General features: G+C 46.8%; 22 protein-coding genes. 12 read left to right on the top strand and 10 right to left on the bottom strand.

All coding sequences use genetic code 11. The features are described 5' to 3' along the window. Window positions 1-95: 95 nt before the first annotated feature. Window positions 96-1796, bottom strand: a complete 1701-nt coding sequence (locus tag MHB71_RS17830) for a methyl-accepting chemotaxis protein (protein WP_047842054.1) — start codon at window positions 1794-1796, stop codon at window positions 96-98. Between the two features lie 352 nt (window positions 1797-2148). Between MHB71_RS17830 and MHB71_RS17825 the strand changes: the two genes are divergently transcribed. The 3 genes from MHB71_RS17825 (at window position 2149) to MHB71_RS17815 (ending at window position 5167) form a co-directional block, all read left to right on the top strand. Beyond that, window positions 2149-3546 (top strand): L-cystine transporter, encoded by a 1398-nt coding sequence (locus tag MHB71_RS17825; RefSeq protein ID WP_127544144.1) that lies wholly within the window; start codon window positions 2149-2151, stop codon window positions 3544-3546. Between the two features lie 380 nt (window positions 3547-3926). Continuing rightward, complete coding sequence (locus MHB71_RS17820; protein ID WP_340027153.1) at window positions 3927-4610, top strand: queuosine precursor transporter; 684 nt, start codon at window positions 3927-3929, stop codon at window positions 4608-4610. Window positions 4611-4813: 203 nt separating this feature from the next. Further along, a complete protein-coding gene (locus tag MHB71_RS17815) occupies window positions 4814-5167 on the top strand; it encodes a hypothetical protein (protein ID WP_340027152.1) in 354 nt (117 codons plus the stop codon). A gap of 140 nt (window positions 5168-5307) precedes the next feature. On the opposite strand, the gene MHB71_RS17810 is transcribed toward MHB71_RS17815, so the two are convergent. After that, the gene (locus tag MHB71_RS17810) at window positions 5308-6396 is read right to left on the bottom strand and encodes a Xaa-Pro peptidase family protein (RefSeq protein ID WP_340027151.1); all 1089 of its coding nucleotides are present in this window, start codon (window positions 6394-6396) and stop codon (window positions 5308-5310) included. Between the two features lie 262 nt (window positions 6397-6658). Between MHB71_RS17810 and MHB71_RS17805 the strand changes: the two genes are divergently transcribed. Beyond that, window positions 6659-7870 (top strand): PQQ-dependent sugar dehydrogenase, encoded by a 1212-nt coding sequence (locus MHB71_RS17805; RefSeq protein ID WP_340027150.1) that lies wholly within the window; start codon window positions 6659-6661, stop codon window positions 7868-7870. A gap of 202 nt (window positions 7871-8072) precedes the next feature. On the opposite strand, the gene MHB71_RS17800 is transcribed toward MHB71_RS17805, so the two are convergent. The 4 genes from MHB71_RS17800 to MHB71_RS17785 all read right to left on the bottom strand — a co-directional run bounded on the left by MHB71_RS17800 (window position 8073) and on the right by MHB71_RS17785 (window position 11264). Continuing rightward, entirely contained in the window at window positions 8073-8936 is an 864-nt protein-coding gene (locus MHB71_RS17800) for an IS3 family transposase (RefSeq protein ID WP_340027149.1), read from the bottom strand. Window positions 8937-8947: 11 nt separating this feature from the next. Beyond that, entirely contained in the window at window positions 8948-9265 is a 318-nt protein-coding gene (locus MHB71_RS17795; RefSeq protein WP_340027148.1) for a transposase, read from the bottom strand. A 668-nt stretch (window positions 9266-9933) separates the two neighbouring features. Next, on the bottom strand, window positions 9934-10665 hold the full coding sequence (locus MHB71_RS17790) for an MBL fold metallo-hydrolase (protein WP_340027147.1): 732 nt from the start codon (window positions 10663-10665) through the stop codon (window positions 9934-9936). A 56-nt stretch (window positions 10666-10721) separates the two neighbouring features. Beyond that, window positions 10722-11264 (bottom strand): hypothetical protein, encoded by a 543-nt coding sequence (locus MHB71_RS17785; protein WP_340027146.1) that lies wholly within the window; start codon window positions 11262-11264, stop codon window positions 10722-10724. A 104-nt stretch (window positions 11265-11368) separates the two neighbouring features. Between MHB71_RS17785 and MHB71_RS17780 the strand changes: the two genes are divergently transcribed. Continuing rightward, complete coding sequence (locus MHB71_RS17780; RefSeq protein WP_340027145.1) at window positions 11369-12232, top strand: SDR family oxidoreductase; 864 nt, start codon at window positions 11369-11371, stop codon at window positions 12230-12232. Between the two features lie 47 nt (window positions 12233-12279). On the opposite strand, the gene thrS is transcribed toward MHB71_RS17780, so the two are convergent. The 3 genes from thrS to MHB71_RS17765 form a co-directional block, all read right to left on the bottom strand. Beyond that, on the bottom strand, window positions 12280-14280 hold the full coding sequence (thrS, locus tag MHB71_RS17775; RefSeq protein WP_340027144.1) for a threonine--tRNA ligase: 2001 nt from the start codon (window positions 14278-14280) through the stop codon (window positions 12280-12282). Between the two features lie 472 nt (window positions 14281-14752). Next, window positions 14753-16513 (bottom strand): HAMP domain-containing sensor histidine kinase, encoded by a 1761-nt coding sequence (locus tag MHB71_RS17770; RefSeq protein WP_340027143.1) that lies wholly within the window; start codon window positions 16511-16513, stop codon window positions 14753-14755. Next, on the bottom strand, window positions 16510-17271 hold the full coding sequence (locus tag MHB71_RS17765) for a response regulator transcription factor (RefSeq protein ID WP_340027142.1): 762 nt from the start codon (window positions 17269-17271) through the stop codon (window positions 16510-16512). The genes MHB71_RS17770 and MHB71_RS17765 overlap by 4 nt, the downstream gene beginning before the upstream one ends. Before the next feature lie 220 nt (window positions 17272-17491). On the opposite strand from MHB71_RS17765, the gene MHB71_RS17760 reads away from it, so the two are divergent. Both MHB71_RS17760 and MHB71_RS17755 read left to right on the top strand, forming a co-directional pair. Beyond that, window positions 17492-18592: a M23 family metallopeptidase gene (locus MHB71_RS17760; RefSeq protein ID WP_340027141.1), complete on the top strand. Its 1101-nt coding sequence runs from the start codon at window positions 17492-17494 to the stop codon at window positions 18590-18592. Between the two features lie 132 nt (window positions 18593-18724). Continuing rightward, a complete protein-coding gene (locus tag MHB71_RS17755; protein ID WP_211084090.1) occupies window positions 18725-19228 on the top strand; it encodes a GNAT family N-acetyltransferase in 504 nt (167 codons plus the stop codon). 114 nt (window positions 19229-19342) lie between these two features. Here the strand turns inward: MHB71_RS17755 and MHB71_RS17750 are convergent, their stop codons facing one another. Further along, complete coding sequence (locus MHB71_RS17750) at window positions 19343-19834, bottom strand: DinB family protein (RefSeq protein WP_340027140.1); 492 nt, start codon at window positions 19832-19834, stop codon at window positions 19343-19345. A 287-nt stretch (window positions 19835-20121) separates the two neighbouring features. On the opposite strand from MHB71_RS17750, the gene MHB71_RS17745 reads away from it, so the two are divergent. The 5 genes from MHB71_RS17745 to MHB71_RS17725 all read left to right on the top strand — a co-directional run bounded on the left by MHB71_RS17745 (window position 20122) and on the right by MHB71_RS17725 (window position 24801). Continuing rightward, window positions 20122-20541 (top strand): hypothetical protein, encoded by a 420-nt coding sequence (locus MHB71_RS17745; protein ID WP_036669157.1) that lies wholly within the window; start codon window positions 20122-20124, stop codon window positions 20539-20541. Beyond that, complete coding sequence (locus MHB71_RS17740) at window positions 20538-21827, top strand: ammonium transporter (RefSeq protein WP_211084088.1); 1290 nt, start codon at window positions 20538-20540, stop codon at window positions 21825-21827. The genes MHB71_RS17745 and MHB71_RS17740 overlap by 4 nt, the downstream gene beginning before the upstream one ends. 149 nt (window positions 21828-21976) lie before the next feature. Beyond that, window positions 21977-22918 carry a YwqG family protein gene (locus tag MHB71_RS17735; RefSeq protein ID WP_340027139.1) on the top strand — a complete coding sequence of 314 codons (942 nt, stop codon included), beginning with the start codon at window positions 21977-21979 and terminating at the stop codon, window positions 22916-22918. A gap of 363 nt (window positions 22919-23281) precedes the next feature. After that, on the top strand, window positions 23282-23740 hold the full coding sequence (locus MHB71_RS17730; protein WP_083684499.1) for a DinB family protein: 459 nt from the start codon (window positions 23282-23284) through the stop codon (window positions 23738-23740). Window positions 23741-23847: 107 nt separating this feature from the next. Further along, window positions 23848-24801 (top strand): aminoglycoside phosphotransferase family protein, encoded by a 954-nt coding sequence (locus MHB71_RS17725; RefSeq protein WP_315372359.1) that lies wholly within the window; start codon window positions 23848-23850, stop codon window positions 24799-24801. Window positions 24802-24808 lie beyond the last annotated feature (7 nt).

Here is a 24808-nt window from a genome sequence, read left to right as displayed (position 1 = left end):
TCTATAGAAACGGAATGTTAGCGACATGGGGGTATTGTATATCCTATGATTAAATGAGGTTTAAAACAGGTGATGATAGGTTAATGGTTAACCTGTTAGTTTATTTTGAAATTTTTCATAGCGGATTGCAGCTCTACAGCTTGTTCATGCAGATGACGAACTGTATTGGAATGTGAATCCATCTCGCTGAGCTGCAGATCTGCTGTTGAAGCAATCTGTAACATGCTTTCACGGGATTTGGTCGTAATCTGTGCCGTTTCTTCAACGGATGCACTCACTTCTTCAGCACCAGCAGATACTTGTTGTGTAGAAGCCGAGACGGTCTGAATGGTCAGATTCACGTTCTGAATCAATTCATTCAGTTGCTGGAAGGCTGAGCCTGCTTGTTGAACAACAGTTGTGCCTGAACCAATCTCCTGGGTTACACGGTTCATGGCATCAACCGAGCGTTCAGCATCTTCACGAATGGTACCCAGATAATCCGAAATTTCTTCGGTGGCTGTCTTGGATTGCTCGGCAAGTTTGCGAACTTCTCCAGCAACAACAGCGAATCCGCGGCCATGCTCTCCGGCACGTGCTGCTTCAATGGAGGCGTTGAGTGACAGCATGTTAATCTGTTTGGTGATTTCAAAAATGGAAGCAACAATGGTGCCGATGGCTACCGAACGTTCATTCATAGTTTCAACATATCGCAACGATTCGCTTGCTGTCTGGCCTACACGCTCCATCTGCTCAATGGCATTCTGAGCCAGTCGGTTACCGTTAACTGCCTCGTTGGCTGCTTCACCAATCTGGTCAGACACTTCAGCAGAAGAAGAAGCAATATGCATGATACCTTGCGTAATTTCTTCCATAGCTCTGGCGTTCTCGGATGCGCTTGACGCAATGCTGATGCTGCCTTTTTCTGCATCTTCTGCAGAGCGGCTGGAGTTTCGAACCATACCGGACATCGATTCAACCCGCTGAAGCAGGTCATTGGAGCCTGATACAACTTCATTGGACGTGGACAAGGCACGGCTAATCATTTCTTTCAGGTTATGCGTCATCGTCTGGAAGCTTGCGGCAAGCTGGGCAATTTCATCTTTACCTTTGATCTCTAGTTCAGCGGTCAGATCACCCTGGGATATTTGTTTGCTATGTTGGACGAGCTTGATGATTGGTTTGGTCACTCTTTTGATCATACTAGTGGAGATAAGCCAGCCGAGCACAAACACTAATGCTGTAATCCCAAGGCACAACCAGAAAATCTGGGTAATCTTGTCTTGAATGAACTGGGCATCCATGCTCACAGCCATAATCATGTTACTTCCTGCAATGGGGATAAAGGCTGCTTTATGTACACCAAAGGAATCGGAGTAGACCTCGCTGATTACCATTTCTTTGTTCTCAATAGCTGCATTCATTGCGGGTTCTACACTAATCTCATCCTGGGCTTTCATGTTTGAAGAAGGGTTGGCCACAACGACTTTGGCTGAGCCATCTTGAATAGCAACAACGTAAGCCGCATCCAAATTATGTTCTTTTGCTTTATCTGCCAGGTACGATTCCACGGTCATGGCAGCACCTTCAGAACCGGCTCCGCCACTCTGTACCTGTAGGATTTTGGATGCTGAAGTATTCTTGTATATATCCTGAATGGACGTGTTTAGGACTTTGTCAAACTGCGGTAGCACGTAGCTTTGAATAATATTCATTGATACGGCATAAAAACTAATACTGAACAACAGGGAAGCAACCAGCAGAACGAGGAACAAGGTGCCTCTGATTTTACCGGCAACGGTGCGATTACGAAACATATGATCATCCTTTCACGTCAAGTTCATTAACATTGTCGCTTTTCCGTAATCCTAAGACCTATCTACCAATGAAGAAAGACCTAAATTGAACATTGAGAAAACTTGGGAATAAGCGGATATACCTATATTACAAAATTAACCGGAGGTTGAATAGAACAATTTTCACGATTTGGTGTATTTTTTTCAGAAATAGATGAATCTGTTACATGCATATTACATAATATCAATTAATACCTACCAGAATAGTTTGTTATATGTTATATTGTAAAATGTCTTTGTCGGAAGTACAAAAGATAGAAGAGAAAACCGGATATGTTCCGGTTACACACATGCCTGAGGAGGATTTAAAGAAATGGATACTTTTCTAGTCATATTGAATGTAGTGGTTATACTTGCCTTACTTGGTATCCTCTACTGGATGCAGAAAAAGCATATCTCCTTTACGAAACGCGTATTTGCGGGTCTGGGACTGGGGGTTGTTTACGGGGTTATTCTTCAATTGGTGTACACATCAGGTTCTGATGTAGTTACGAAATCAGTCGATTGGTTCAATCTGGTCGGTTCAGGATATGTTCGTTTGTTGCAAATGGTCGTGATCCCATTGATCATGGTGTCGATCATTTCGGCCATTATGAATCTGAAGGGCAAACAAAATCTCGGCAAGATGAGTGTTTCCATTATTGCCATTCTGTTGATCACCACAGCGATTGCCGCAGGTGTCAGCATTGTAACGAGCCTTGGCTTTAACCTGACTTCCATTGAGATTCAAGGAGGAGACCGGGAGAATGCGCAGATTCAGAAGGTGGAGGAACGGCTTGTTGATGTGAAGGATCAGACAATCCCGCAACAAGTGCTGGAATTCATTCCTTCGAATCCATTTGCAGATATGACAGGAGAACGTCGTACATCCACACTGGCGGTGGTTATCTTCTCCGCGTTCATCGGTGTAGCCGTACTTGGACTGGATCGCAAAAAACCTCAGCAGGCGGAGACGTTCCGCGGTATGGTTAATGCGGTATATGCGGTGGTTATGCGAATTGTTACGCTGGTGCTGAGGCTTACGCCTTACGGGATTTTAGCACTGATTACAAAGGTAACGGCGACAACCAATGCGGAAGAGATATTAAAGCTCATCAAATTCGTCATTGCGTCCTACGTGGCCCTCATCGTGATGTTTATTATTCATCTGATCATTATCTCTCTGTCCGGCTTCAACCCGGTTACGTATTTGAAGAAGGTGCTGCCAACACTGGTATTTGCCTTTACGTCCCGTTCAAGTGCAGCGGCGATCCCGCTGAATGTGGAGACACAGACGAAGAAACTCGGCGTATCGGACGGCATTGCGAACCTGTCTGCAAGCTTTGGGGCTACGATTGGGCAAAACGGCTGCGCCGGGATCTATCCGGCCATGCTGGCGGTGATGATTGCTCCGACGGTCGGCATCGACCCGCTGAGCTGGGACTTCATTGTGACTTTGATCCTCGTAGTCATGATCAGTTCGTTTGGTGTGGCTGGCGTTGGCGGCGGGGCAACCTTCGCTTCCCTGATCGTATTGTCCACCATGAATCTGCCTGTGGCTCTGGTTGGACTACTCATTTCCGTGGAGCCGCTGATCGACATGGGTCGTACAGCGCTTAACGTGAACGGGTCGATGACATCAGGACTCGTGACGAGCAGAATTTTGAAGGAAAACGATCGGGACACGTTTAACGATCAGAGCCGTGAGCTGGATTCTGCGGCTCAGGCTTAATACAGAATGGATTAGATAGAAGCTCACATTAAGATAGCTAGAGCCGTCTATTAGCCAAGTGAGAATAGCCGTCCTTCGGAGGAATCCGGAGGGCGGTTTTTTTTTTGTGTGGCAATCAAATTATACTGTGCACGGTGTGTGAAGCCGTCTTCTTTTTCGATACACGGTGCAAGGGGAATAGAGGTAGGAAAAACTAGTATGGTAGAGAGGGACATGGGAGGAATATAGCAGGGATCGTAGTCACTCAGGCACACTTGGAGTTATTTAGTTCTGTTCATGGGACGAGAAATGTGATAGAGTATTCATGTTTTGGCCCTGAGCCAAACCGCGGTTCGTAACCATCCCGCGTAATCAAAACTAGGAAGGCAGTGTATGTATTTATGTTTAACTTAGGGTGGGGAGCAGTTTTTGTTCTCGTAACTTATGGATTTTTCCTGTTGTGTTACCGCTTGTTCGGTAAAAAAGGTCTCTATGCCTGGATTGGTGTGGCTACGGTTATAGCCAACATTCAGGTGACCAAAACGATAGATATCATGGGAATTGTGCTGACGCTTGGTAACACGATGTATGTCAGCATGTACTTGACCAGTGACCTTCTTAATGAAAAATATGGACCAGGTGAGGCACGCAAAGCCGTATGGTTTGGATTCTTCACGCTCATCATGACAACGGTTCTGATGCAGATGGTGTTGTACTTTGACCCGGCACCGACGGACTTTGCACAGGATTCGATGAAAGCATTATTTGGTCTGCTGCCACGTCTGGCACTCGGAAGTCTGACGGCGTACTTCATCAGTCAGTTCCTGGATGTTCGATTGTACTCTTGGCTACGCAAGGTGGCTCCAGGGCGCAATCAGTTGTGGATTCGCACCAACGGTAGTTCGATCATCAGTTCATTCGTGGATACATTGGTGTTCTGCACGATCGCGTTTGCATTCATCTATCCTTGGGATGTTTGGCTGGAAATCTTCCTGACGACGTATATTATCAAATTTGTATTAACTGCGGTTGGAACGCCGTTTCTGTATGCGGCACGTAGCTTTAAGTTTAAGGATGAGGCTTAGACAATATTCAAAGAGTATCACTTAAAAAAAACCTCTGCGCAGTCCATTGTAATTCGGACTCTGCAAGGTTTTTTTTTCATAGAAAAGACCCGAAACAAGAAAAATCCTTTTTACATTTTTATGAAATAGTTATAATATAAACGACCTGTCGTTATGAGCGTGTATCAATAGGAACGATCATTTCATACAAAGGGGAATCGCACATGTACTCTACACTGCGTTATACACTGGAAAGCAATGGCACAACCTACGAGAATGATAGCATTAATGCCTCGTTATTGGTGGAGTTGATCTCCAATCTGGAATTGCAGGAATACGTAGTACTTCAACCTTCGGAGCTGGTGGAGGGAAGTATGTATATGCAGGCTGCTGCGCTTGAGGAACCAGGGCAGATGGTGGCGGAGATTCGTTTGCAGGAAGGCGAGGACGGTTTCCGACATTACAGCTGCAGAACAACAGATACGACTGGGATTATTCAATGGTTTCTGGATTACTGGGGGAAGCAACAGCTGCCACAGCTGGAGTCTTGGCAGGATATCACGCATGAGTTTGACTAATGGTAAATGAGTGAGCAGGAATAAAATTACGTAGAATGCAGACGGAGTAATTTAGGATATGCTTTGTATTAATTAAAATCCCGCAACCCATGATATTCATGGATTTGCGGGATTTTGTTTTTGACATAGATCCAATTGGATTAGTCAGTAAGGATTTGCAGTTCTTTTGGATATGTTGTCAGAACTTCGACACCCGTCTCGGTCACAATTACATCATCTTCGATACGGACGCCGCCTGCTGCGGTATAGATGCCCGGTTCAATCGTGAATACGGTACCTTCATGCAGGATGTCCATATTCTCTCCATGGAGAGAAGGATACTCATGTACGTCAATACCCAATCCATGGCCTACTCTATGCATAAAGCGCTCGCCGTATCCGGCTTCTTCCGTGACCTGGCGTGCTGCACGATCCACTTCGGCGCAGGTAATGCCTGGTTTCACGATTTGGATAGCAGCTTCGTTCGCTGCGAGCACAGTGTTATAGATAGTTTTGAGTTCAGGTGAGATATCACCAAAAGCGAATGTACGTGTGATATCCGAGGCATACCCTCCAGCATACACACCCATGTCAAACATCAACAGGTCACCATGTTGCAGTTTCCGTTCACCCGGTGTACCGTGTGGCAGACCTGTTTTGGGTCCCGTGAGCACCATGGTATCAAAGGAAGGACCATCGGCACCCAGCTTTTTCATCTGATACTCCATCTCGGCGACAAGTTCGATCTCGGTTACGCCTGTGCGAACATGAGAGAGTCCTTGACGCAATGTTTCTTCAATCAGATATATGGCGTGGCGAATGCGGGCTACCTCATCCGGTGTTTTTTTCACACGTAATGTGCGAAGCAGGGGGCCAACATCTTCAAAGCTGGCAGCACCTAGCGCGGCGGTTAGTTGTTCATAACGTGCGACCGTCACGTATTCTTTTTCGAGACCAACCCGGCCCAAGCGCCCCTGATAACGATCAAACAAAGCGTATGGATTATCCGTATCCGTGTGAGTAGCAATGTTGGATACCGAGGAAGCGGCTGCGGCAGCTTCAGCATCAAGCGCAGGTACAATCAACAGGGGCTCTTCGCCACGTGCGAGAACCAGACCGAGGAAGCGTTCATGCGGATTGCTCGCAAATCCAGTTAAATAGTAGATATGTTTTGGATCTGTGATCAGCATGGCGTCCAATCCTTGCCCGGACAGATCGGCTTCAAGACGAGATAAAGGGTTTTGATTCATAAGTGTAGTTGTCCACCTTTCCATTCATACTATCCTTCTATTATAAAAGATTATGATGGAATTCCAAACTGCGGTGATTTCATATCCTCGGAATACCTTGAATTCTCGGTTTAAGCGGCTGGTATGAAGGGTAATACAGGGCGAAACCGCTTTACAGATGAGTAATAACACCACAACAATAGAGAGCAATCCATTAATAATACGTTGAAGCTTGACTTATTTATTTTATACAGAAGAACGAAATACGAAGGGAGATGTAATCATGAATAATCGAGTAACCGTTCCGCTGTATGCTTCATTATTAAGTGTGGCACTGTTAACCGCGTCATGTTCTTCAGGCGAACCTTCTACGGGAGGAACAGAGCAAACGTCTCAGGGTCAGGGAACAGGTCAGGGACAGACGGCCAACGGAGGCAATACCGGTGCAAGTGGAAATGAGAGTGGAGCGCAGGGAGAGACGGTTATTCCGTATCAGGCGTCCGTTCTGGTTGAAGGATTGAATGCACCATGGGAGATTGTAAGTGTGCCTGATGGTCGGATGTTTGTAACGGAACGCCCTGGTGCAATTCGAGTCATTGAGGATGGAAAACTAGCCCCTGAACCACTGATTGAATTCTCAGCCCCATTTAATGAAGAAGGTGAGGGAGGTCTGTTGGGTCTTGCAGCTGATCCGGACTTCGAGGATAACGGTTATTTGTATGCATACCACTCCTACCTGGAAGGAGACGACATTGCGAATCGAGTGTTACGTCTCAAGGTGAATGATGGCAAAGCGGTCATAGATCAAGAGTTGCTTGGTAACATTCCAGGCGGAACGAATCATAACGGTGGGCGGATTAAAATTGGCCCGGACAAGTTGCTCTATATCACGACAGGTGAGCGTTATGAACCGGAATTGTCACAGAACGAAGATAGCCTTGGAGGTAAAATATTGCGGATAGGTCTCGACGGATCGATCCCAGCAGACAACCCATGGCCGAATTCACCTGTATATAGTATGGGACACCGTAACGCACAGGGACTGGCATGGAATCCGGACAACGGTTACCTCTATTCTACCGAACATGGTCAGCGAAATCATGATGAGATTAACCGGATTGTGGCCGGGGAGAATTATGGCTGGCCCGAGGTAGAAGGAGACGACGATGACAATGGCGCATATCAGGCTCCGCTTGCAAATAGTGGGAACGATACATGGGCGCCGTCTGGTGTAGCTTTTGTAGAAGAAGGACCTTGGGCTGGATCACTGATTGCTGCAAATCTGCGTGGAGAGCAGCTGCTGAAGGTTACTCTTTCGGAAGATGGCACACAGGTGGAGCAGGTGGAACCGATCTTCGAAGATGAATGGGGTCGAATTCGCAATGTGAGTGCTGGTGAGGACGGAAAGTTATACGTGCTTACGAACAATCGGGATGGACGAGGATCGCCACGTGATGGGGATGACAAGCTGATTGTACTTACTCCGGAGAGCTAAGTCGGGGTCAAAGGAGATAAAATCAGTGTTACAGGACAGCGTCGAACCGGATTGGTATCCCCGTAAGGTTGAGGATGGAGTAAGTTTAAAACGAACGGTTGCCGCTTAACTTTAAGCCAAAGCCCTGAAGTGCCCTAATCTGAATCGCTCTAAATAAAATTATTCTAACGAACCTGATGGACCTATGTCAAAAAAGTAGACACTACGCTGCGGATTTGTCCGTAAATTTCATCGCAAAACGAGCAGGGGAAAGATACCCTAGCGCGCCATGCATTCGCTTGCGGTTGTAATAGAACTCAATGTACTGGTAGATGGCAGTATACGCCTCTTCCGGCGTCTTAAAACGAGGGTTGCAGTAAATGAGTTCCTTCTTTAAAATACTGTGCCATGACTCAATACAGGCGTTATCATAACAGTTTCCTCGGCGGCTCATGCTTGATTCCATTCCGTATGATTTTAGTTGCTCCACGTATTCTTTTGACGTGTATTGAGAGCCGCGATCCGAGTGATGGAGTAATCCCGGAGCGGGGCGTTTGGCCTTGTAAGCTTCCTCCAGTGCACCCATCACCAAACTGGTTTCCATATGGTTATATAGACGCCAGCCTACAATTTCACGTGTGCACAAATCCAGAACGCTGGCGAGATATAGACGACCTCCTCGGCAAGGAATGTAGGTGATGTCGGTAACCCATACTGTATTCGGTTTGGACGTTCTAAATTGTTGATTCAGCGTATTCGGTGCAATGGGATGATCGTGTTTGGAATCCGTAGTTTGAACGCGATATTTGGGCATGACCACAGAACGTAGATTCATTTGACGCATGTATATACTGACGGTACGGGAAGAGATTCGCAACCCTTCTAAATGGAGCAGATACGTAATTTTAGGGCTTCCACACCGCATCCGGTGGTCGTAAAAATGATAGCGAATACGCTTCATGACCTCGTCTTTACGGTTCTGCCGCATGCTGGTTCGGCCCATTCGCCATTTGTAATATCCGCTCCGTGATACTTGAAAGGTTCTGCACATCTTCTCCAAAGAAAACTCGGAGCGATGATCTTCCACAAACTGAAATCTTAGCTCTTTGGTTTGCTGAAGATGTGCACTGCTTTTTTTACAATCGCCAGTTCTTCTTGTGTATGCGCAAGCGTGTGATCTTTCTCTTGAAGCAACCGGCGCATCTCTTGAAGCTCTGCTTCCAGTTCCTTCACTCGATCTACGCTGGCAACAGGCTCATGTTTTAGTTCGCGGTACTTACTCATCCATTGGTGCAACGTACTTTTTGGAATGTTGAGTTCTTCTGCCAAATCTCCAAGTGTCTTCGTCTGCTCTTGAATGAATTTGACCGTTTGTTTTTTGAACTCTTCGTTATATCGTTGCCGCTGTTCTCCCATGTGGACACCTCCGTTAGTCTTATTATCCTTCCGTCCGTTAACGGGTGTCCACTTTTTATTCTAGCTCCATGACGCACCTTAAATAGAGGTTTGGTGACGATCGTAGGATTTAAAGAACCTCAGCCACGCTATATCGCCAAAATTCACCAGAAACCTGCCGAAAAACCAATGAAATGAGTAACTAGGGTGTCTGGAGTTCGTTAGAAAAACTTGATACTCAAAATACTGCGTATAGGGTGTCTGAGATTCGTTACAAAACAACTATAGCGTTTAGACTGTGCCTAATTCATTAAAGGTGAAACTCTGTGAAGAAAGTAGACACTTACGTTACGGATTTTCCGGTGAATTGTTTTGCCAAACGGGCAGGGGAAAGATGCTGTGCACATGTCGTAGTTCAATATAAGATACTGCGTGCATACTGTATGAATAGCGTGCGCAATAGGTGCTACCATACGATCAACACCAGTGCAGTAGAGTAGTAGAAGTGCGTGGTTAATTAATTAAAGGAGCTGTCCCCGTCAAGTTCATGACATTGGGACAGCTCCTTGATTGTAATGTATGTGTCATCCTAATCTTGAATGAGCTACAACGCACAATGCCGCACGAAGAGAAACAGCGTTAATAGGATGCGTTATCGTTCCAAAAAACTCACAGCTCCGCGTTCTTTACTATTCTGCGCTCTCCGCAAGTGTGGCAATACGCTGAGCCGGATCATTCATGTACTCTCCACCGTGATAACAGAGAACCTTATTGAGCTTAAGGTTGGTCAGTTTCTTCAGGCTTCGCAGCGCTTCAGGCATGTCCGGTGTCGCTTGTGGTGCAGGGCCAACCAGTTCATCATCGACCACACGAAGTTCATCGGCAGCGAGCAGGAACTGTTGCTCCCCGAAATACAGGCAGATATGACCTGGCGTATGTCCCGGTGTATGAATGACCTGTGTACCACCTTGAAGGGGTAATATGTCCCCGTCTGCCAGCGTTCTGCTAATGTTCACTTCAGGCAACTGCAAGAGCAGTTGATCTGCCAGTGCCAAAACGGGCGCGGGCAGCAGAGCACGACGTTCAGGTGTGAATTTGATCAAAGGCTTCTCACCGGTTAGATATGGAATCTCATCGGCATGTGCCCAGATTTCCAGATCAGGGATGGCATCCAGCAGAGCTCCCAAGTTACCGATATGATCGATGTCCTGATGAGTAATAATCACACGTTTGACGTCCGAGAGCTGTACGCCCTCTTGTTCCAATGCGGATTGAAGTTCTGCAAATTGTCCGATCATGCCTGTATCGACCAAGGTAACGCCATCTACATCACGAAGCATGACGGGGAATATGGGGCTGTTCCCGGAAGGTGTGGGAATCTGAAGATTTAGCACAGTAATCGAAGTTGTTGGATGGCTCATGGTTATTCGGACCGTAGTCCGGTACACCTCCTTATATTTTTTAGCGATGATTGTTGTTATTCAGGGCGATTATATTTCAAGTGTTTTCTATATTTTTTTACCGTATGGAGCAGTGCTTCGAACGTTTCTTCTTCATTACTGCCATCCTTAACGATGGTGACAAATAAGAAATTATCATGAACAAGTTTGTTCCTCGTCTGAAACACCAGACTAAGGGCTTCAGCGAAGTGTTCTTTTTCGGATTCCAGAGCAATGAACTCTTTACTCAGTTCGGCCAGAATAATCTCCATGTTGGAGCGTGCACGGTAGGCAGGAGTTTTCATCAGCTGAGTCGAATTAAACTTTTTCTGATATACGTCTCTGTACAGTTGATGTAACATTTGTTCAATAATGGCGCATAGTTCGATGACCAGTGAAGCATATCTTCGGTTTTTACGTTTTCGGGTGAGCTCACGTGTTTCTTCTTTGTCCAAAATACCGTATTTTTCATACAGCGTAGAATCAACGTTCTGCAAGATTTCCTGATATTCCTGTTCGAGTAGTGCGATTTCAAGTTTGGCTTGTTTTTTAACTTTTTTAAAATCCTCTTTGGTCAGCATACTTGTCCTCCCATGGAAACCGAGATGTGATCCTATCATTATCTCATATTGTCCGTCGTCGCGCCTCTAATTTCGGAACCTCAGGTTCAGAAGGGAAGTACCTCGTGTCCAATCAGACAGCAGTTGTAACAGGAGCTAACTCAGGTATGGGGTTGGCAACCACCATTGAACTTGCAAGACAAGGATATCACGTAATCATGGCATGCCGCAGTGAGAAGCGCGGACAGGAGGCTCTTCAGGAAGCTGTGCGTCAGTCCGGTTCTTCTGCGATTGAATTGATGCTGTGTGACCTGGGTTCACTCGAAAGTATACGCCAGTTTGCCGGCACATTCCGCGAGCGTCATGATCACCTTGACGTTCTAGTTAATAATGCGGGGGTAGTGATGGTTAAGCGGAAGGAAACCTCAGACGGGTTCGAACAAAGTATCGGTATTAACCATCTGGGGCATTTCCTGCTGACCTTACTTTTGATAGAACCTCTGAAAGCTGCGAAGCAGGGACGGGTTGTGAACGTTTCGTCAGGTGCTTATAAGGCCGGCAAAATCCACTTCGAAGATCCACATCTGCACAAAGGTTATAATCCGATCAAAAGTTATGCTCAATCCAAATTGGCTAACGTGCTGTTCACTCGTGCACTGGCTCGCAAACTGTCAGGTACGTCTGTCACAGTGAACTGTCTACACCCTGGTGCGGTGGGAACGAGTATTGGCGTAGATCGTAATACCGGATTTGGCACACGCATTATGGCGTTTGCAGGTAAACTTCCATTCTTTCTGTCCCCTGAAGAAGGGGCGCGAACGGCTGTTTATCTGGCCACAAGCCCTGAAGTTGTCGGCATCACCGGGCGTTACTTCTATCAACAGAAAGAGCAGCAGCTGAAGGCACATGCCGTTGACGAAGCTTCAGCTGAGCGTTTCTGGACGTGGAGCGAAGAACAGGTGGGGCTAAAGCCTGACGAGAAGTTGTAATTCAGCACAAGCTGATGAGTGACTCATGAATAGAGTCGTTACATCTTTTATACTTTTGCCTTCACAGCTTGTTGGATCATTTCAATAACAGCTTCAATACGTTGGATGCCTTGATCTCCCTGACCGTATGCACGGACAGAGGCGGATGAGGCATTTTTCTCATTCTCACCAAGCACGAGCGAATAAGGCACTTTTTCCATCTGGGATTCACGGATTTTGTACCCGAGCTTCTCGCTGCGCAGATCTGTTTCTACCCGAATGCCCGCAGCACGGAGTTGGCTCTGTACTTGGAGTGCATAGTCTGCATAATGATCTGACACAGGTAGGAGCTTCACTTGTACAGGTGCGAGCCAGAGTGGGAACGCTCCTGCATAGTGCTCAGTCAGGATGCCGATGAAACGATCGATCGAACCATAGATGGCACGATGGATCACGACCGGACGGTGTTTCAGGCTATCCTCGCCAATGTAAGTGAGGTCGAATTTCTCCGGCATTTGAAAATCAAGCTGGATTGTTCCGCACTGCCAGCTGCGCTTCAGCGCATCGAGGATATGAAAGTCAATTTTCGGTCCATAAAAGGCACCGTCCCCTTCGTTAATGCGATACTCCACGCCCCGACGATCTAGTACATTTTGCAATGCGCGTTCCGCTTGATCCCACAGTTCCTCAGATCCCATGGAATCTTCTGGACGAGTGGACAATTCAATCTTATATTCGAATCCAAAGATATCGTACATACGTCCGATCAGTGAGATCGCCTGATTGATCTCGTCCTCGATCTGCTCTGGCATGACGTAGAGATGGGCATCATCCTGGCAGAATGTCCGCACACGCATCATGCCGTTCAGGGCACCTGAGAATTCATGACGGTGAACCTGACCAAATTCCATCATGCGAATGGGTAATTCGCGATAGGAATGAAGTGTATTTTTGAAGATCAGCATATGCCCAGGACAGTTCATCGGTTTCAGTGCAAAAGTGGCATCGTCCACTTCTGAGAAATACATATTGTCCTTGTAATGCTCCCAGTGACCGGATTGCTCCCACAGACGATTGTTCATCATGAGAGGAGTCCGAACTTCCTGATAACCTTCCTGTAATTGCAGCTCACGCGAGAATTGCTCCAGTTCAGTGCGAACAGTCATACCTTTGGGCAGATAAAAGGGCATGCCGGGCGCTTCTTCGGAGAACATGAACAGTTCAAGCTCTTTGCCAAGTTTACGGTGATCCCGTTTCTTCGCTTCTTCGAGCATGTGTAGATGTTCATCTAGCTGGGCTTTGTTCGGGAAAGCAGTGCCGTAGATGCGTTGCAGCATCTTATTATCCGATTTCCCCCGCCAGTACGCACCAGCTACATTCAACAGCTTGAACGCTTTGATCCGACCAGTGGATGGAAGATGGGGACCGCGACACAGATCGAAGAACTCTCCTTGATCATAGATTGAAAGTTCGGCGTCCTCTGGCAAATCCTGAATGAGTTCAAGCTTGTAGGGGTCCTGGATCTCTCCGAAGATACGGAGGGCTTCCTTGCGGTTAACGACCCGGCGACTGATCTTTTCATTCTCCTGAATGATTTTGTTCATTTCCCGTTCGATGGCAGCCAAATCACTGATGGACAAGGCATGCTCCAGATCAACATCGTAATAGAATCCATCTTCAATGACTGGGCCGATACCCAGTTTCACTTGTTCTGCACCGTAGATGCGTTTGAGTGCCTGTGCGAGCACATGTGCTGCGCTGTGACGATAACGATACAGACCTTCCGCACTTTCTAAAGTAACGATAACAAGTTCGCAATCTTGCTGGAGCATCCAATCGAGATCGACATTTTGACCATCTACAATACCGCCAATGGCCTGTTTTCCCAGACTTGTGCTGATGGATGAGGCAACTGCACCTACAGTGATGCCTGCTTCGTAAGAACGTATCGCGCCACCTTGCAGATGGACCTCAATGGAATGACTGGATGGTTGAAGATCATTTGCTTGGTTGTTTATTTCGTTACCTGATTTGTTGCTTGCTGAGTTACTGTTTTCTTGGTTGCTCATGTGAACCACTCTCCATTTCTTAAAATGAAAGCGCAAAAAACACCCGTCCCGGAAAAGGGACGAGTGCGCTTGGCTCGTGGTTCCACCCTAATTTTGGTTATGGTGCACCCTGCTCTCGGCCAGCCGCCGGAACAGAAAACATCATAACCCTCATTGGAATCCGTTATCGGGGATCAGGCGGTGAACTCTACTGGCAGCATGCCAAACATCCGAGGGAAGTTCGAAATGCTGAGGTTCGAGGTCACGGCTGCAGAGGGGTAATTCCGGTCCGTTCGCTGAAGAAGGTTTCACCAATCCCCTCTCTCTCTGGGCAGCACGCAATCGAAATCATGTCTCTGGTCATCGCCAAATATGTTAGGTCAACTCATTCAAATTATTCTGAAATGTGTTGCATTCAATATTAATATATTGGAACAGGTGTTATTGAGTGTCGATTATATAGACTGAAAATGGAAAGGTCAAGTGGAACATTTTAATTGGTTTCGGACGGCCCATCCCATATTAAGCGAATGATCGTTCCTTCACCAGGGGTGGACTGTACCTCAATACGACCATTCATGGCTTCGATCAAACCTTTGGTTACCGCCATGCCCAGCCCTGATCCAACGTCCGATGTACCTGTATCTGTACCGCGATAGTATCGTTCAAATAACTTCCATACCATCTCGGAGTCCATGCCTCTTCCATTATCGGCAAACTGAATGCTGAACTCATCAGCGTGTTCACCAGAATGCACACTGACAACCAGGATGGACTCGGGCGGATTATGAAGAAGGGCATTGGCAGTCAGATTATCCACAATTCGTTCAAACGACGGAATATGGACAAGTCCATACACAGGCACTTCAGAAGGTTGGAATACGATGCGACCTTCCCCATATGCCGGATTCCGTTCAGCGCGTTGGATCAGATCACGGAGTAACGTATTTACGTCAGTCTCTTCCACTACAGGTTGATATCCACCACTGCGTAATCGATAGGTCATGGCAAGGTCGTTGACAAGCCTGTCCATATACATGGACTTATCGAGCATTATGCCTGCGAATTCCCTGACTTCCTCCGCCGTCCAACTATACTTATCCGCCTCAAGCATATGAGCATATCCCTGAATGGAGGAGAGGGGTGTCTTCAAGTCATGTGTTATGCCAGCAATCCACTCCTCCCGCAGAGAATCGGTCTGTTTCCGAAGTTCTTCATCTTGCTTCAATGTGTGAGACAGGGCCTGCATGGAGCGAAGCACTTCAGCATAGACGTTGTATTTTCGCTTCCACTTTCCGTTACGACGCTGACTGCGAGGCACTCCAAAGGCTCCGGTAGGTTCCTCGTAATGTCCTCGTTCCAGACGCTGTAACCATTGGAGCATATGCAGCATGGGTGAACCGAAGCGGTTGGCATACCAGAAGGCAAGCAAAATGAGCAGAATGATGATGGACACGATCAATACAACCAATGCCGGTTCCAGAATAAAACTGTAGGGGTTTTGGTTTCCGGTCGCCAATGGATCACTAGGTATGCTAATCAGCCAGGTAGTTTCATTCTGTTCGTCGTACCACGTTGCAACAGACATACCTGATCGACTCGGATAGCGAATTTGCAGAACCAGTTCCTGAATGGTGTATTCGCTTGGTACGCCCATGGCCGGTTTGTTATAGGAGGAGAGTTCGCTTCCTGATGCGTCCAATACTTGAAGATAAGCATTGGCGGCACGGAGGGCCTCCTGTTGGTCGGGCTGAAGATTAAGCTTCCCGTTGGTGAAAGCAAGGTCTGAACGAATGTTATTCATTAAGGACTTGGCCGGGTTACTCTCGCCATATAACAAGGTGAAGTTCTTCCCGTTTTTCTCCCGGATCAGCATGACGATCTGATAAGGAAAAGGCTTCTGGCCTTCCCAGTATGCAATCAATTCCCCCAGTTTATAGTGAGTAGGAACATCGGCGGGTGTGTGGTATTCATCAATGGCGTAACCTTGTTCATCCAAAACTTGGAGCCAGCCTTGATATTTATCCACTTGCTTTAGCAATTCGGGGTCATATCGGATCGTATCATCCGGCATGATCTCTGCTGTATTAATTAATTGGTCCAGACCGTTGGCAGCAAAATCATCTACCAGATTCACTTCATTTACCTTTTGCACGACCCAGTAAGTCGCTACAGAACCAAGCAGGATGATAAGAACGACTGCACCGGCAAGCATCCCGATAAACCGGGTCATTAACCTGCGACGAATACTCATGGGCGTGACACATGTTCCGGCTGAATCAGTTTGTACCCCAGACCCCGGACGTTAACAAGAAACACCGGATTGGAAGGATCGGCTTCAATGCGCTCCCGAATGCGGTGAATATGAACCATCACGGTATTGTCATCGCTAATGGCTTCCGAGCCCCAGACCCGCTCATATAGATCTGATTTGGTGAAAATTCGATTGGGATGTTTGCAGAAAAAGAGTAACAGTTGGAACACAAGTGCCGGACAAGATACGGACTCACCTTCAACACGAAGTTCACCAGCCCACTCCAGCACTTGAAACCGTCCAAAGTCGTACACGCCTTCGGATGTGCTGGGAGATGACGTATTTACGTTAGATGGGACATGATCCGAGATCACTGCGGTTTTAGATGGTAAATAACGCTTCAGTAATGATTTAATTCGAGCAACGACTTCCAGCGGATTAAAGGGTTTGGCGACATAATCGTCGCCACCAACGGCGAATCCGGTTAATTTGTCATAATCGGTTGTTTTGGCCGTTAGAAACAGGATGGGCGCATCGGTGACCTGCCGTAGAAAAGGACAGATTTCCAGTCCACTTTTGCCAGGAAGCATGATGTCGAGCACGATGCAATGATACGTCTTGTTGTTACATGCCTCGATGGCAGCTTCGCCTGTTGTAACGGTATCAATATCGAGAAACTGCTCTTTGAGCAGAACGGTTTTGAGCATATGCAGAATAGCCTGTTCATCATCCACAAGCAGTAATGATACGTTATCCATAGTTTAAAAATGACCTCCTGATCCTTCCGTTGTGTGTATTGCTAATCATACCATCCAAGAAGGCTGTATAGCGTACGAGCTATCTTAACGGAATCTTAATTATGCAGCGTTAGAAGGCAAGACGAGTTTAGCTACTGGTAAGTTGGGGTTAGACGAAGGATAAGACTCATTCTGTACACTTAACTGGAAAGTATAACGATTAGCAGAAGGGATGTTGAAAATGAACAGAGAAGGTCATGTGAAATCAGAGCAACATACACATTCGAAATTACAGAATAAAAGGGGTTGGAAGGTACTTGCGATAACCCTTGGAGCTTGCGTGATACTGTCTGCTTGCGGCAACAGTAACTCCATTACTTCCGACCAGGCAGAGCAGCAGTCAGCAGAACAGGCGTCCAATAATGAAGCGAGCGAGAACTCCATTCAGGAGCAGAACTCAAGTTCAGAGGTGAGCGCGGTGGTTACACCGGACAATTTCATAGATACGCTGATGAACGGTTCAAAGGATGCAATCTATACTCAATTCTCTCCCGAGTTGAAGGGGACGTTAACGCTTGAACAGTTCAAAACGACGGCTGATCCTTTTCTGGAGGGTGTTGAATCGTGGGAGCAAGTGGTAGACGCCGAAATGAATCAAATATCTGAGGTGGCCTGGAAGGATCAGACTGGGACGAAAGGAATTCGAGCCTATTTTTCCGAAGAAAATCAAATTGAAGGTCTCTCGATCCAACCGCTGCAAGCTCATGAGGACACGGATGCTAAATTCACCAAAACCGAATTTAAATTGCCGATGAAGGGAGAATGGTATGTATTCTGGGGAGGTAATGATGTGTTGTCGAACTATCATTATGAGCACGAAACGCAGCGGTATGCGCTGGATATCGTACGGACCAAAGAGCAATCCAGTTATCAAGGTGATGCAAAGGAAAATCAAAACTACTATGCTTTTGGTGAACCGCTCTATGCAGCTGCCGATGGTACTGTCGTCGATATCAAAAATGATATACCGGACAATGTACCGGGTGTCATGAATCCGGAAGAACCGGCTGGTAACTACGTGGTGATCGACCATTGCAACAGTGAATACAGCATCACAGGACACATCAAGGAAGGCAGTGTTTCGGTCAAAAAAGGAGATAAGCTCAAGCAGGGAGACCCTATCGGTGAGCTTGGTAATTCGGGAAATTCCAGTGAAGCTCATCTGCATTTCCAGGTATCGGATGGCCCGGATCTGTTCACATCTCGCTCAATTAACATTCGTTGGGCAGACCAGAGTCAGCAGTTCACTCGTGGTAACACAATACAGGGACTGCCAGAGTAATGATGGCGGCGTATCGCCCGCGGTATTGATGAGTAATTCTCTGTCACAATGTTAGGGATGACGAAGGCTTCTATTTTCCATTATAATATCCTCTATGAGAATAGATCGATCTGAGATGATGGAGGAATAGCGATGAAACTGGAAGATGTGCAGATTGAATATGCGCGCCTTGAGGACTTGCCGAGGATTGTGGAAATTTATAATTCTACCATTGAGGGCCGTATGGCAACAGCGGATTTGGAGCCGGTGACGGTGGAGCAACGTGTTCCGTGGTTCGAGGAACATTCACCGGATCATCGTCCTCTTTGGGTGATGAAGCAGGCAGGACAGGTGGTCGCTTGGGCGAGTCTCAGCTCGTTCTATGGACGCCCTGCGTATAATGGAACGGTGGAAGTCAGTGTATACGTGGATCAGCAATGTCGCGGAATTGGGGCTGGTGGACGTTTGCTCGAAACGGTATTTGCGGCGTGTCCTGCACTTGGAATTAAGACCATTCTTGGATTTGTCTTCGGGCATAACGAACCAAGTCTGGGGTTATTGCGCAAGCATGGTTTTGAACAGTGGGGATATTATCCCGAAGTGGCCGTGTTGGATGGTGTGAATAGAGATCTGGCGATTTTGGGCAAAAAAATATAAGTGTCGTTCTTGTTCTCGAGATAAGAACATTGAAAACCTCCAACCTAGCTTATAGGATTGGAGGTTTTTTGTGGTACAAGTATATTCTTCGCTATGTGAAAGTGGGAGTTGTGCTTATACGCCAAGCTGATGTTTAATATCTTGAATCTGTCCCAGATGACGTTCCTCATGATAACTTGAAAAGTCAATCCATTGGGTAAGATCCATCTCTCCGAATACTGGATGAGGAAAGGACTTGCTGCGCAGCAGGTCAGGATCATGATCCAATGCAAAGTTGTTTAACGCTTGGTGAGATTCGTCCAGATCACTGCGTACGTCTGCGAGTGCTTCAGGCGCTGCTGGAGGCTGAAGATGGGGTGGTGCCTCGACGGAGCGGCTGCGGTCCAACGATAATTCATATGGTTTTTTGTCCACAGACACGGTCTGTTCCTTCTCGAGTGCCAGGCGGGCTTGTTTTCCAATTACATTTTCCATCAGATTCAGATGACGTAGTACTTGCATAATACTCCATTGTTCGGGTGAAGGTTTTTGGTTCAATTGTTCTTCTTCGAGTCCGGAGACTGTTTCCCAGATTTGGTTGCGTATGTCGTCATTACGAGTAAACATCGTGTAATCCTCTCCTTATATACGGGTTCTGTGATGCGGGTAGTCTGTGTATGTTCATTACCCAAAATGTGGATGCTTATTCTATAAGCATAGAGAATGGAAAGAGTGAAAGCGAATCCTAGGCAAAATTAGCCTTGTTAGATGTAATCTGTGCCAAATAAAAAAAGCCGTTCTCTGTGAACGGGTTCATTTCCATCCATACCAAGTCCAAAAAAAGATTGACGGGCAGACCCCAGCAAACTATAATCGGTACAAGTAACTTGATATGTAAGGAGTCCTGACATGATATGTTAGTAATCGACGAGGTGTATCACCATACAGCATTGCAAATATCATCGTCCGATTTATTGTACCTTATCGAACGGCTGAAGGTCAAAAAAGAAAACGAGATCGAAACGCTCAAGAAGAAGATTGAACAGTTCGAACAGAAGCGTCGAGCGGAAGAGGTCGCTTATCAATCGTTGTCGCCCGTACGCAAGTGGTTTGCGGGACGCCCCGCATCCCATCATCAGGCGGTGGAATATATGGTTCAGGTAAAGGAACGTTTTCGCAAGATGGAACAGATTCGCAGACGCATACGTGATCTGGACCAGATCGCAGAACGAATTAAGCATCCGGACAGCATTGAGCGGGACGAGATTGAGCTTGCGCCCGATACAATCCGTGAGCTCAGACAGCTTAGTGAAACGGAGGATGTACAAGCATGACTTTGGAGACGTTAAGCACCGGGATTGATACGGTCTGGGTCGTACTGAGTGCAGCAATGATTTTATTGATGGAGGGTGGATTCGCCCTGCTTGAGGCTGGCTTTGTGCGTTATAAAAATAGTGTGAACATTATTATGAAGGTTTTTGCTGACATTACGATTGGGACGTTGCTGTTCTATGCCATCGGTTTTGGACTGATGTATGGTTCGGACGTTGGCGGTTTTGTGGGAGTAACGGGATTTTTCCTGAACGGGGATTTGTCTCATCTGGACGTACCGGTATCCCTGGAGACATTTTGGTTGTTCCAGGCTGCCTTTACCATTGCTGTTATTTCCATCGTTTCAGGAGCGGTAGCCGAGCGGATCAACTTCCGTGCTTATCTTCTGTATATCATATTGATGACGGCGATCATCTATCCAATTGGTGGACACTGGGCATGGGGAGGCGGCTGGCTTAGTCAGCTGGGGATGCAGGACTTTGCCGGTTCTGCTGTCATCCATGCGCTCGGCGGATTCTCGGCACTGGCGGCTGCGATTATCATTGGTCCGCGTAAAGGCAAATACACGCCACTTGGCGTAAGTGCCATTGCACTCCCGAGCAATCTGCCACTGGCATCTGTAGGTGCATTTCTGTTATGGTTCGGCTGGTTTGGCTTCAATGCTGGGAGTACACTCAGCGCGACGGATGTAAGAATTGGTCACATTGCGATTGTCACGATGTTATCTGCGGCTTCGGGTGGTGCAGTTACGCTACTGTATACGTTATTCCGCTTCAATCGTTCAGATGCACCATCGGTCATTAACGGTTCGCTTGCGGGACTGGTCGGTATTACGGCAGGCTGTGCTTTTGTTGGCGATGTAGCAGCGATATTCATTGGGGCAGTATCTGGCTTATTGATGATGGCTGCAACCAACTGGCTGGACCGTCGGCAAATTGATGATCCAGTTGGTGCTTTCCCGGTGCATGCTGCATCCGGAATGTGGGGAACGATTGCTGTAGGTCTGTTTGCCACGGATGGTGGGTTATTCATGGGCGGTGGTTGGAGGTTGCTGGGTGTTCAGGCCCTTGGCCTTACAGCCCTGGTCATCTGGGGATTCGCCATGACCTGGATCGGGCTGAAGCTGATTGGCAAAATTGTGCCTGTACGTTCGACAGAAGAAGAGGAAGATCTAGGTCTGGATATCAGCTATCATGGGGTGATGGCAGCCCATCAGGCCCATGAATTCCTGGACGGTGAGGAGCATATGCGTGCTTACCAAGAAAAGTCTTCTGATCCAAATCGTTAAATGGAATATAGGATAAGGAAGTAGACTGACAGGGGATGTCAGTCTCTTTTTTTGCTAGAAGCAGGGAAAGACGTCCGGGCGGAAGAATATACAGGTGTGAACCTGAATATGTCTCAGCATAGGTGTATTGTCAAAAGGGGAGGATCTATATGATTAAGCCAGAACAATGTGAACGTCTGACCAGAAAAGCCCGTAAAACACTTGAGGAATATGGTTTGGGAGTTGCTGCCGATCTGCTGTTGTCCTCAAGCCGCTGGGGAATTCGCCTCGATGTATCCACACTGGACGAATATCGCAGAACAGGAAACTCACGTGTGGGTGGACATCCGGATTTGCCAAGTCGCATGGAATGGCCCGTAACACAAGAAGGAGTTCCAATGACTTTCCTGGCCCAACTGAACCTGGTGGATTTGTCGCCGTATACGCCGAATGATGGGCGCGGGACTTTGCCTGAACGTGGAATGTTATACTTTTTCATTGGCACGGATGAATCTGCTTGTCCCATTGAACATCGTGTGATTTTTGAGCCGAGTTCTCATAACCTGATAAGGCGAGAGCCTGAAGGTGATACCGCGCTGGATGGAGCCCCGTTTGTTGCACATTCGGTGACCGTGCTGCCTAATCTTGAGTTTCCTACATATGCATACATTGACGCCAACGCGCTGAATGAGCTCTCGCCGCTTCGGCTTGAGACCGATGAGACCGAATCTGAAGTAAGTCTGTATGACCGTTACCTTGAATTCGAGTCGAGTTGGAATCATCCAAGTACGCTGAATTGGGGCGGTATGTTTGGATATCCTGACGGGCAGCATCCGGATGCCGAGCATCGTGCCTTGTTACAGATCGCACTGGGAGAAGAGTACGATTATAATGAGCAGGAATGTGAGAAGAAGCTGACCAAGCATTACGGCGGTGATGAGGATCGGACACGGCAGGAACTATCCGATACGCTGCTGCTGTTGAAGATAGATACACATGATGCTATTGGTTTCCAATGGTGGGATTGCGGGGAGCTGCAATTTTTCATTCGCAAGTCTGACTTGGAGGCTGGACGATTCGAGCAAACGTATTGTTCGTTATACTCAAGTTGAGCAAAGATTTGAAAACAAATAGGCAACAAAATGTCCTGAATCCCGTCTATATGAAGGAGGAAGGACTTTTTTTGTTCTTAGATTGTTATATAAATTGAACTAAAGAATATTTACACTGCACACTCCGATGACAGAACAACCTTCCGATCGCTGTTATCCCCAGATTTTTTTGATTCCTTTTATAAAGGGGAAATCCGGGGATAAAGGCGAACGCTCCGCTTCTTCAGGTCCTTTCTGTCTTCTCCGTTTTGTGTAAATGTTTTGTTCAATTTATATAGATTTGGGGTATAAATTAGGGAGGGATATCTTGGTTGATAACCGATCGTATGTTCTGTATAATGGGATAAAAAGGAAGTGTATCTGTTGATTCAATCTGCGTTTAAACATATTGACGTGGCCGTAACATCGTTAATTGATATATGTGATCAGTTGTCGGAAGAAGATTTGGCTTTGACTCCAATTGAAGGTAAACGACCTGTTGGAGAATTACTAGCCCATCTGTCTGTGATCTGCCGAGCGGATGTTTATATTTCCGAAGGTGCATCGGAAGAAGAGATGGCTCAATTCTATGCAGAGAATCAGCTGCATTCGCTCCGTGAGATCAAGCAGGCTCTGATTGATAACCAGATGTATCTATACCAACGGTACAGGCAGTTTAACACGGAAGAGTTATTACATGTGACGGATTCGTACTGGGGAGCTTCCTATAGTCGGCTGGAGTGGTTACTTGAGATTATGGGGCATGTATATCATCACAGAGGACAATTGTATACGATGCTGACCCTGACGGGCAAAGAACCCGAATCAGTACTTTTTAAATAGAAACGGATAGAATACATATAAGCATGTTATAGGAAATATCATGGGTTAAAGTGGGAATAGACCGACGATACTACACGCCATACGTGAAATAACGGAGGATTCGGGACGTGGAACAACACGATACATGGAATGCATCGATGGACAATACGTTAATTGACAGGTTAAAACAGATTCCTGAACTTGGTCAGGCCACGCGGATTGAACCTGTTATGAAGGGTTATTCAGCAGATACTAAATTCAAAATGTTTATCCCTGGTCAAGGCCATGTGCTGGTGAGGGTGTATGATATTGCTGAGGAATGGATGAAGCAAAGGGAATATCAATATTTGCAGAGCATGCAACAATTAGGTGTACTGTGTCCAGCAACGTTGGGCACAGGTAGATTGGATGAGAAGAACGGATATATGATTCTTAGCTACATTGAAGGCGAAGATGCTTCCGAGAGACTGCCTCAGCTGAATGAACAGCAGCAGTGGGCGGTTGGTTTGGAAGCAGGAGCGCAGCTACAGCTGATTCACCAGTTGCCGATGGAGGGACAGATCGAATCATGGTACATACGCAAGAGCACCAAGCATCAACGTTACGTGGAGCGCTATAAACAGTGCCCTATTGTGATGAAAGAGGATCATGTTATTCTAACGTTTATTGCAGACCATCTCGGTTGGATGAAAAATCGTCCAGATGGATTTCAACATGATGACTTTCACCCGAGCAATCTTGTCGTTAAGCAGGATAAACTCGCAGGAGTGATTGATTTTAATCGTTATGATCAAGGTGATCCCATTCATGAATTTTTGAAGCTGGGTTTGTTTGCTTCGGAGATCAGTATTCCATATTCCATAGGTCAAATTCAGGGCTATTTCGATGGCAATGAACCGGATGAGTTATTCTGGAGACTGTATTCACTGTATACGGCTATGGCGCTGGTGTCTTCTGTGGTGTGGATTCAGCAGGTGAAGCCTGAAGAGACGCTTGAGATGATGGCCAAGATTGAGCGTGTCCGTGAAGATCACGATGATTTTCGCAGTTTCATCCCTCGGTGGTATACTTTGAACAGGTAAGGAATTA

Source organism: Paenibacillus sp. FSL H7-0940 (assembly GCF_037979415.1).
Taxonomy (GTDB): Bacteria; Bacillota; Bacilli; order Paenibacillales; family Paenibacillaceae; genus Paenibacillus; species Paenibacillus amylolyticus.
The sequence above is the reverse complement of the archived record's forward strand: the minus strand, read 5'-3'. Positions and strand labels throughout refer to the sequence as shown.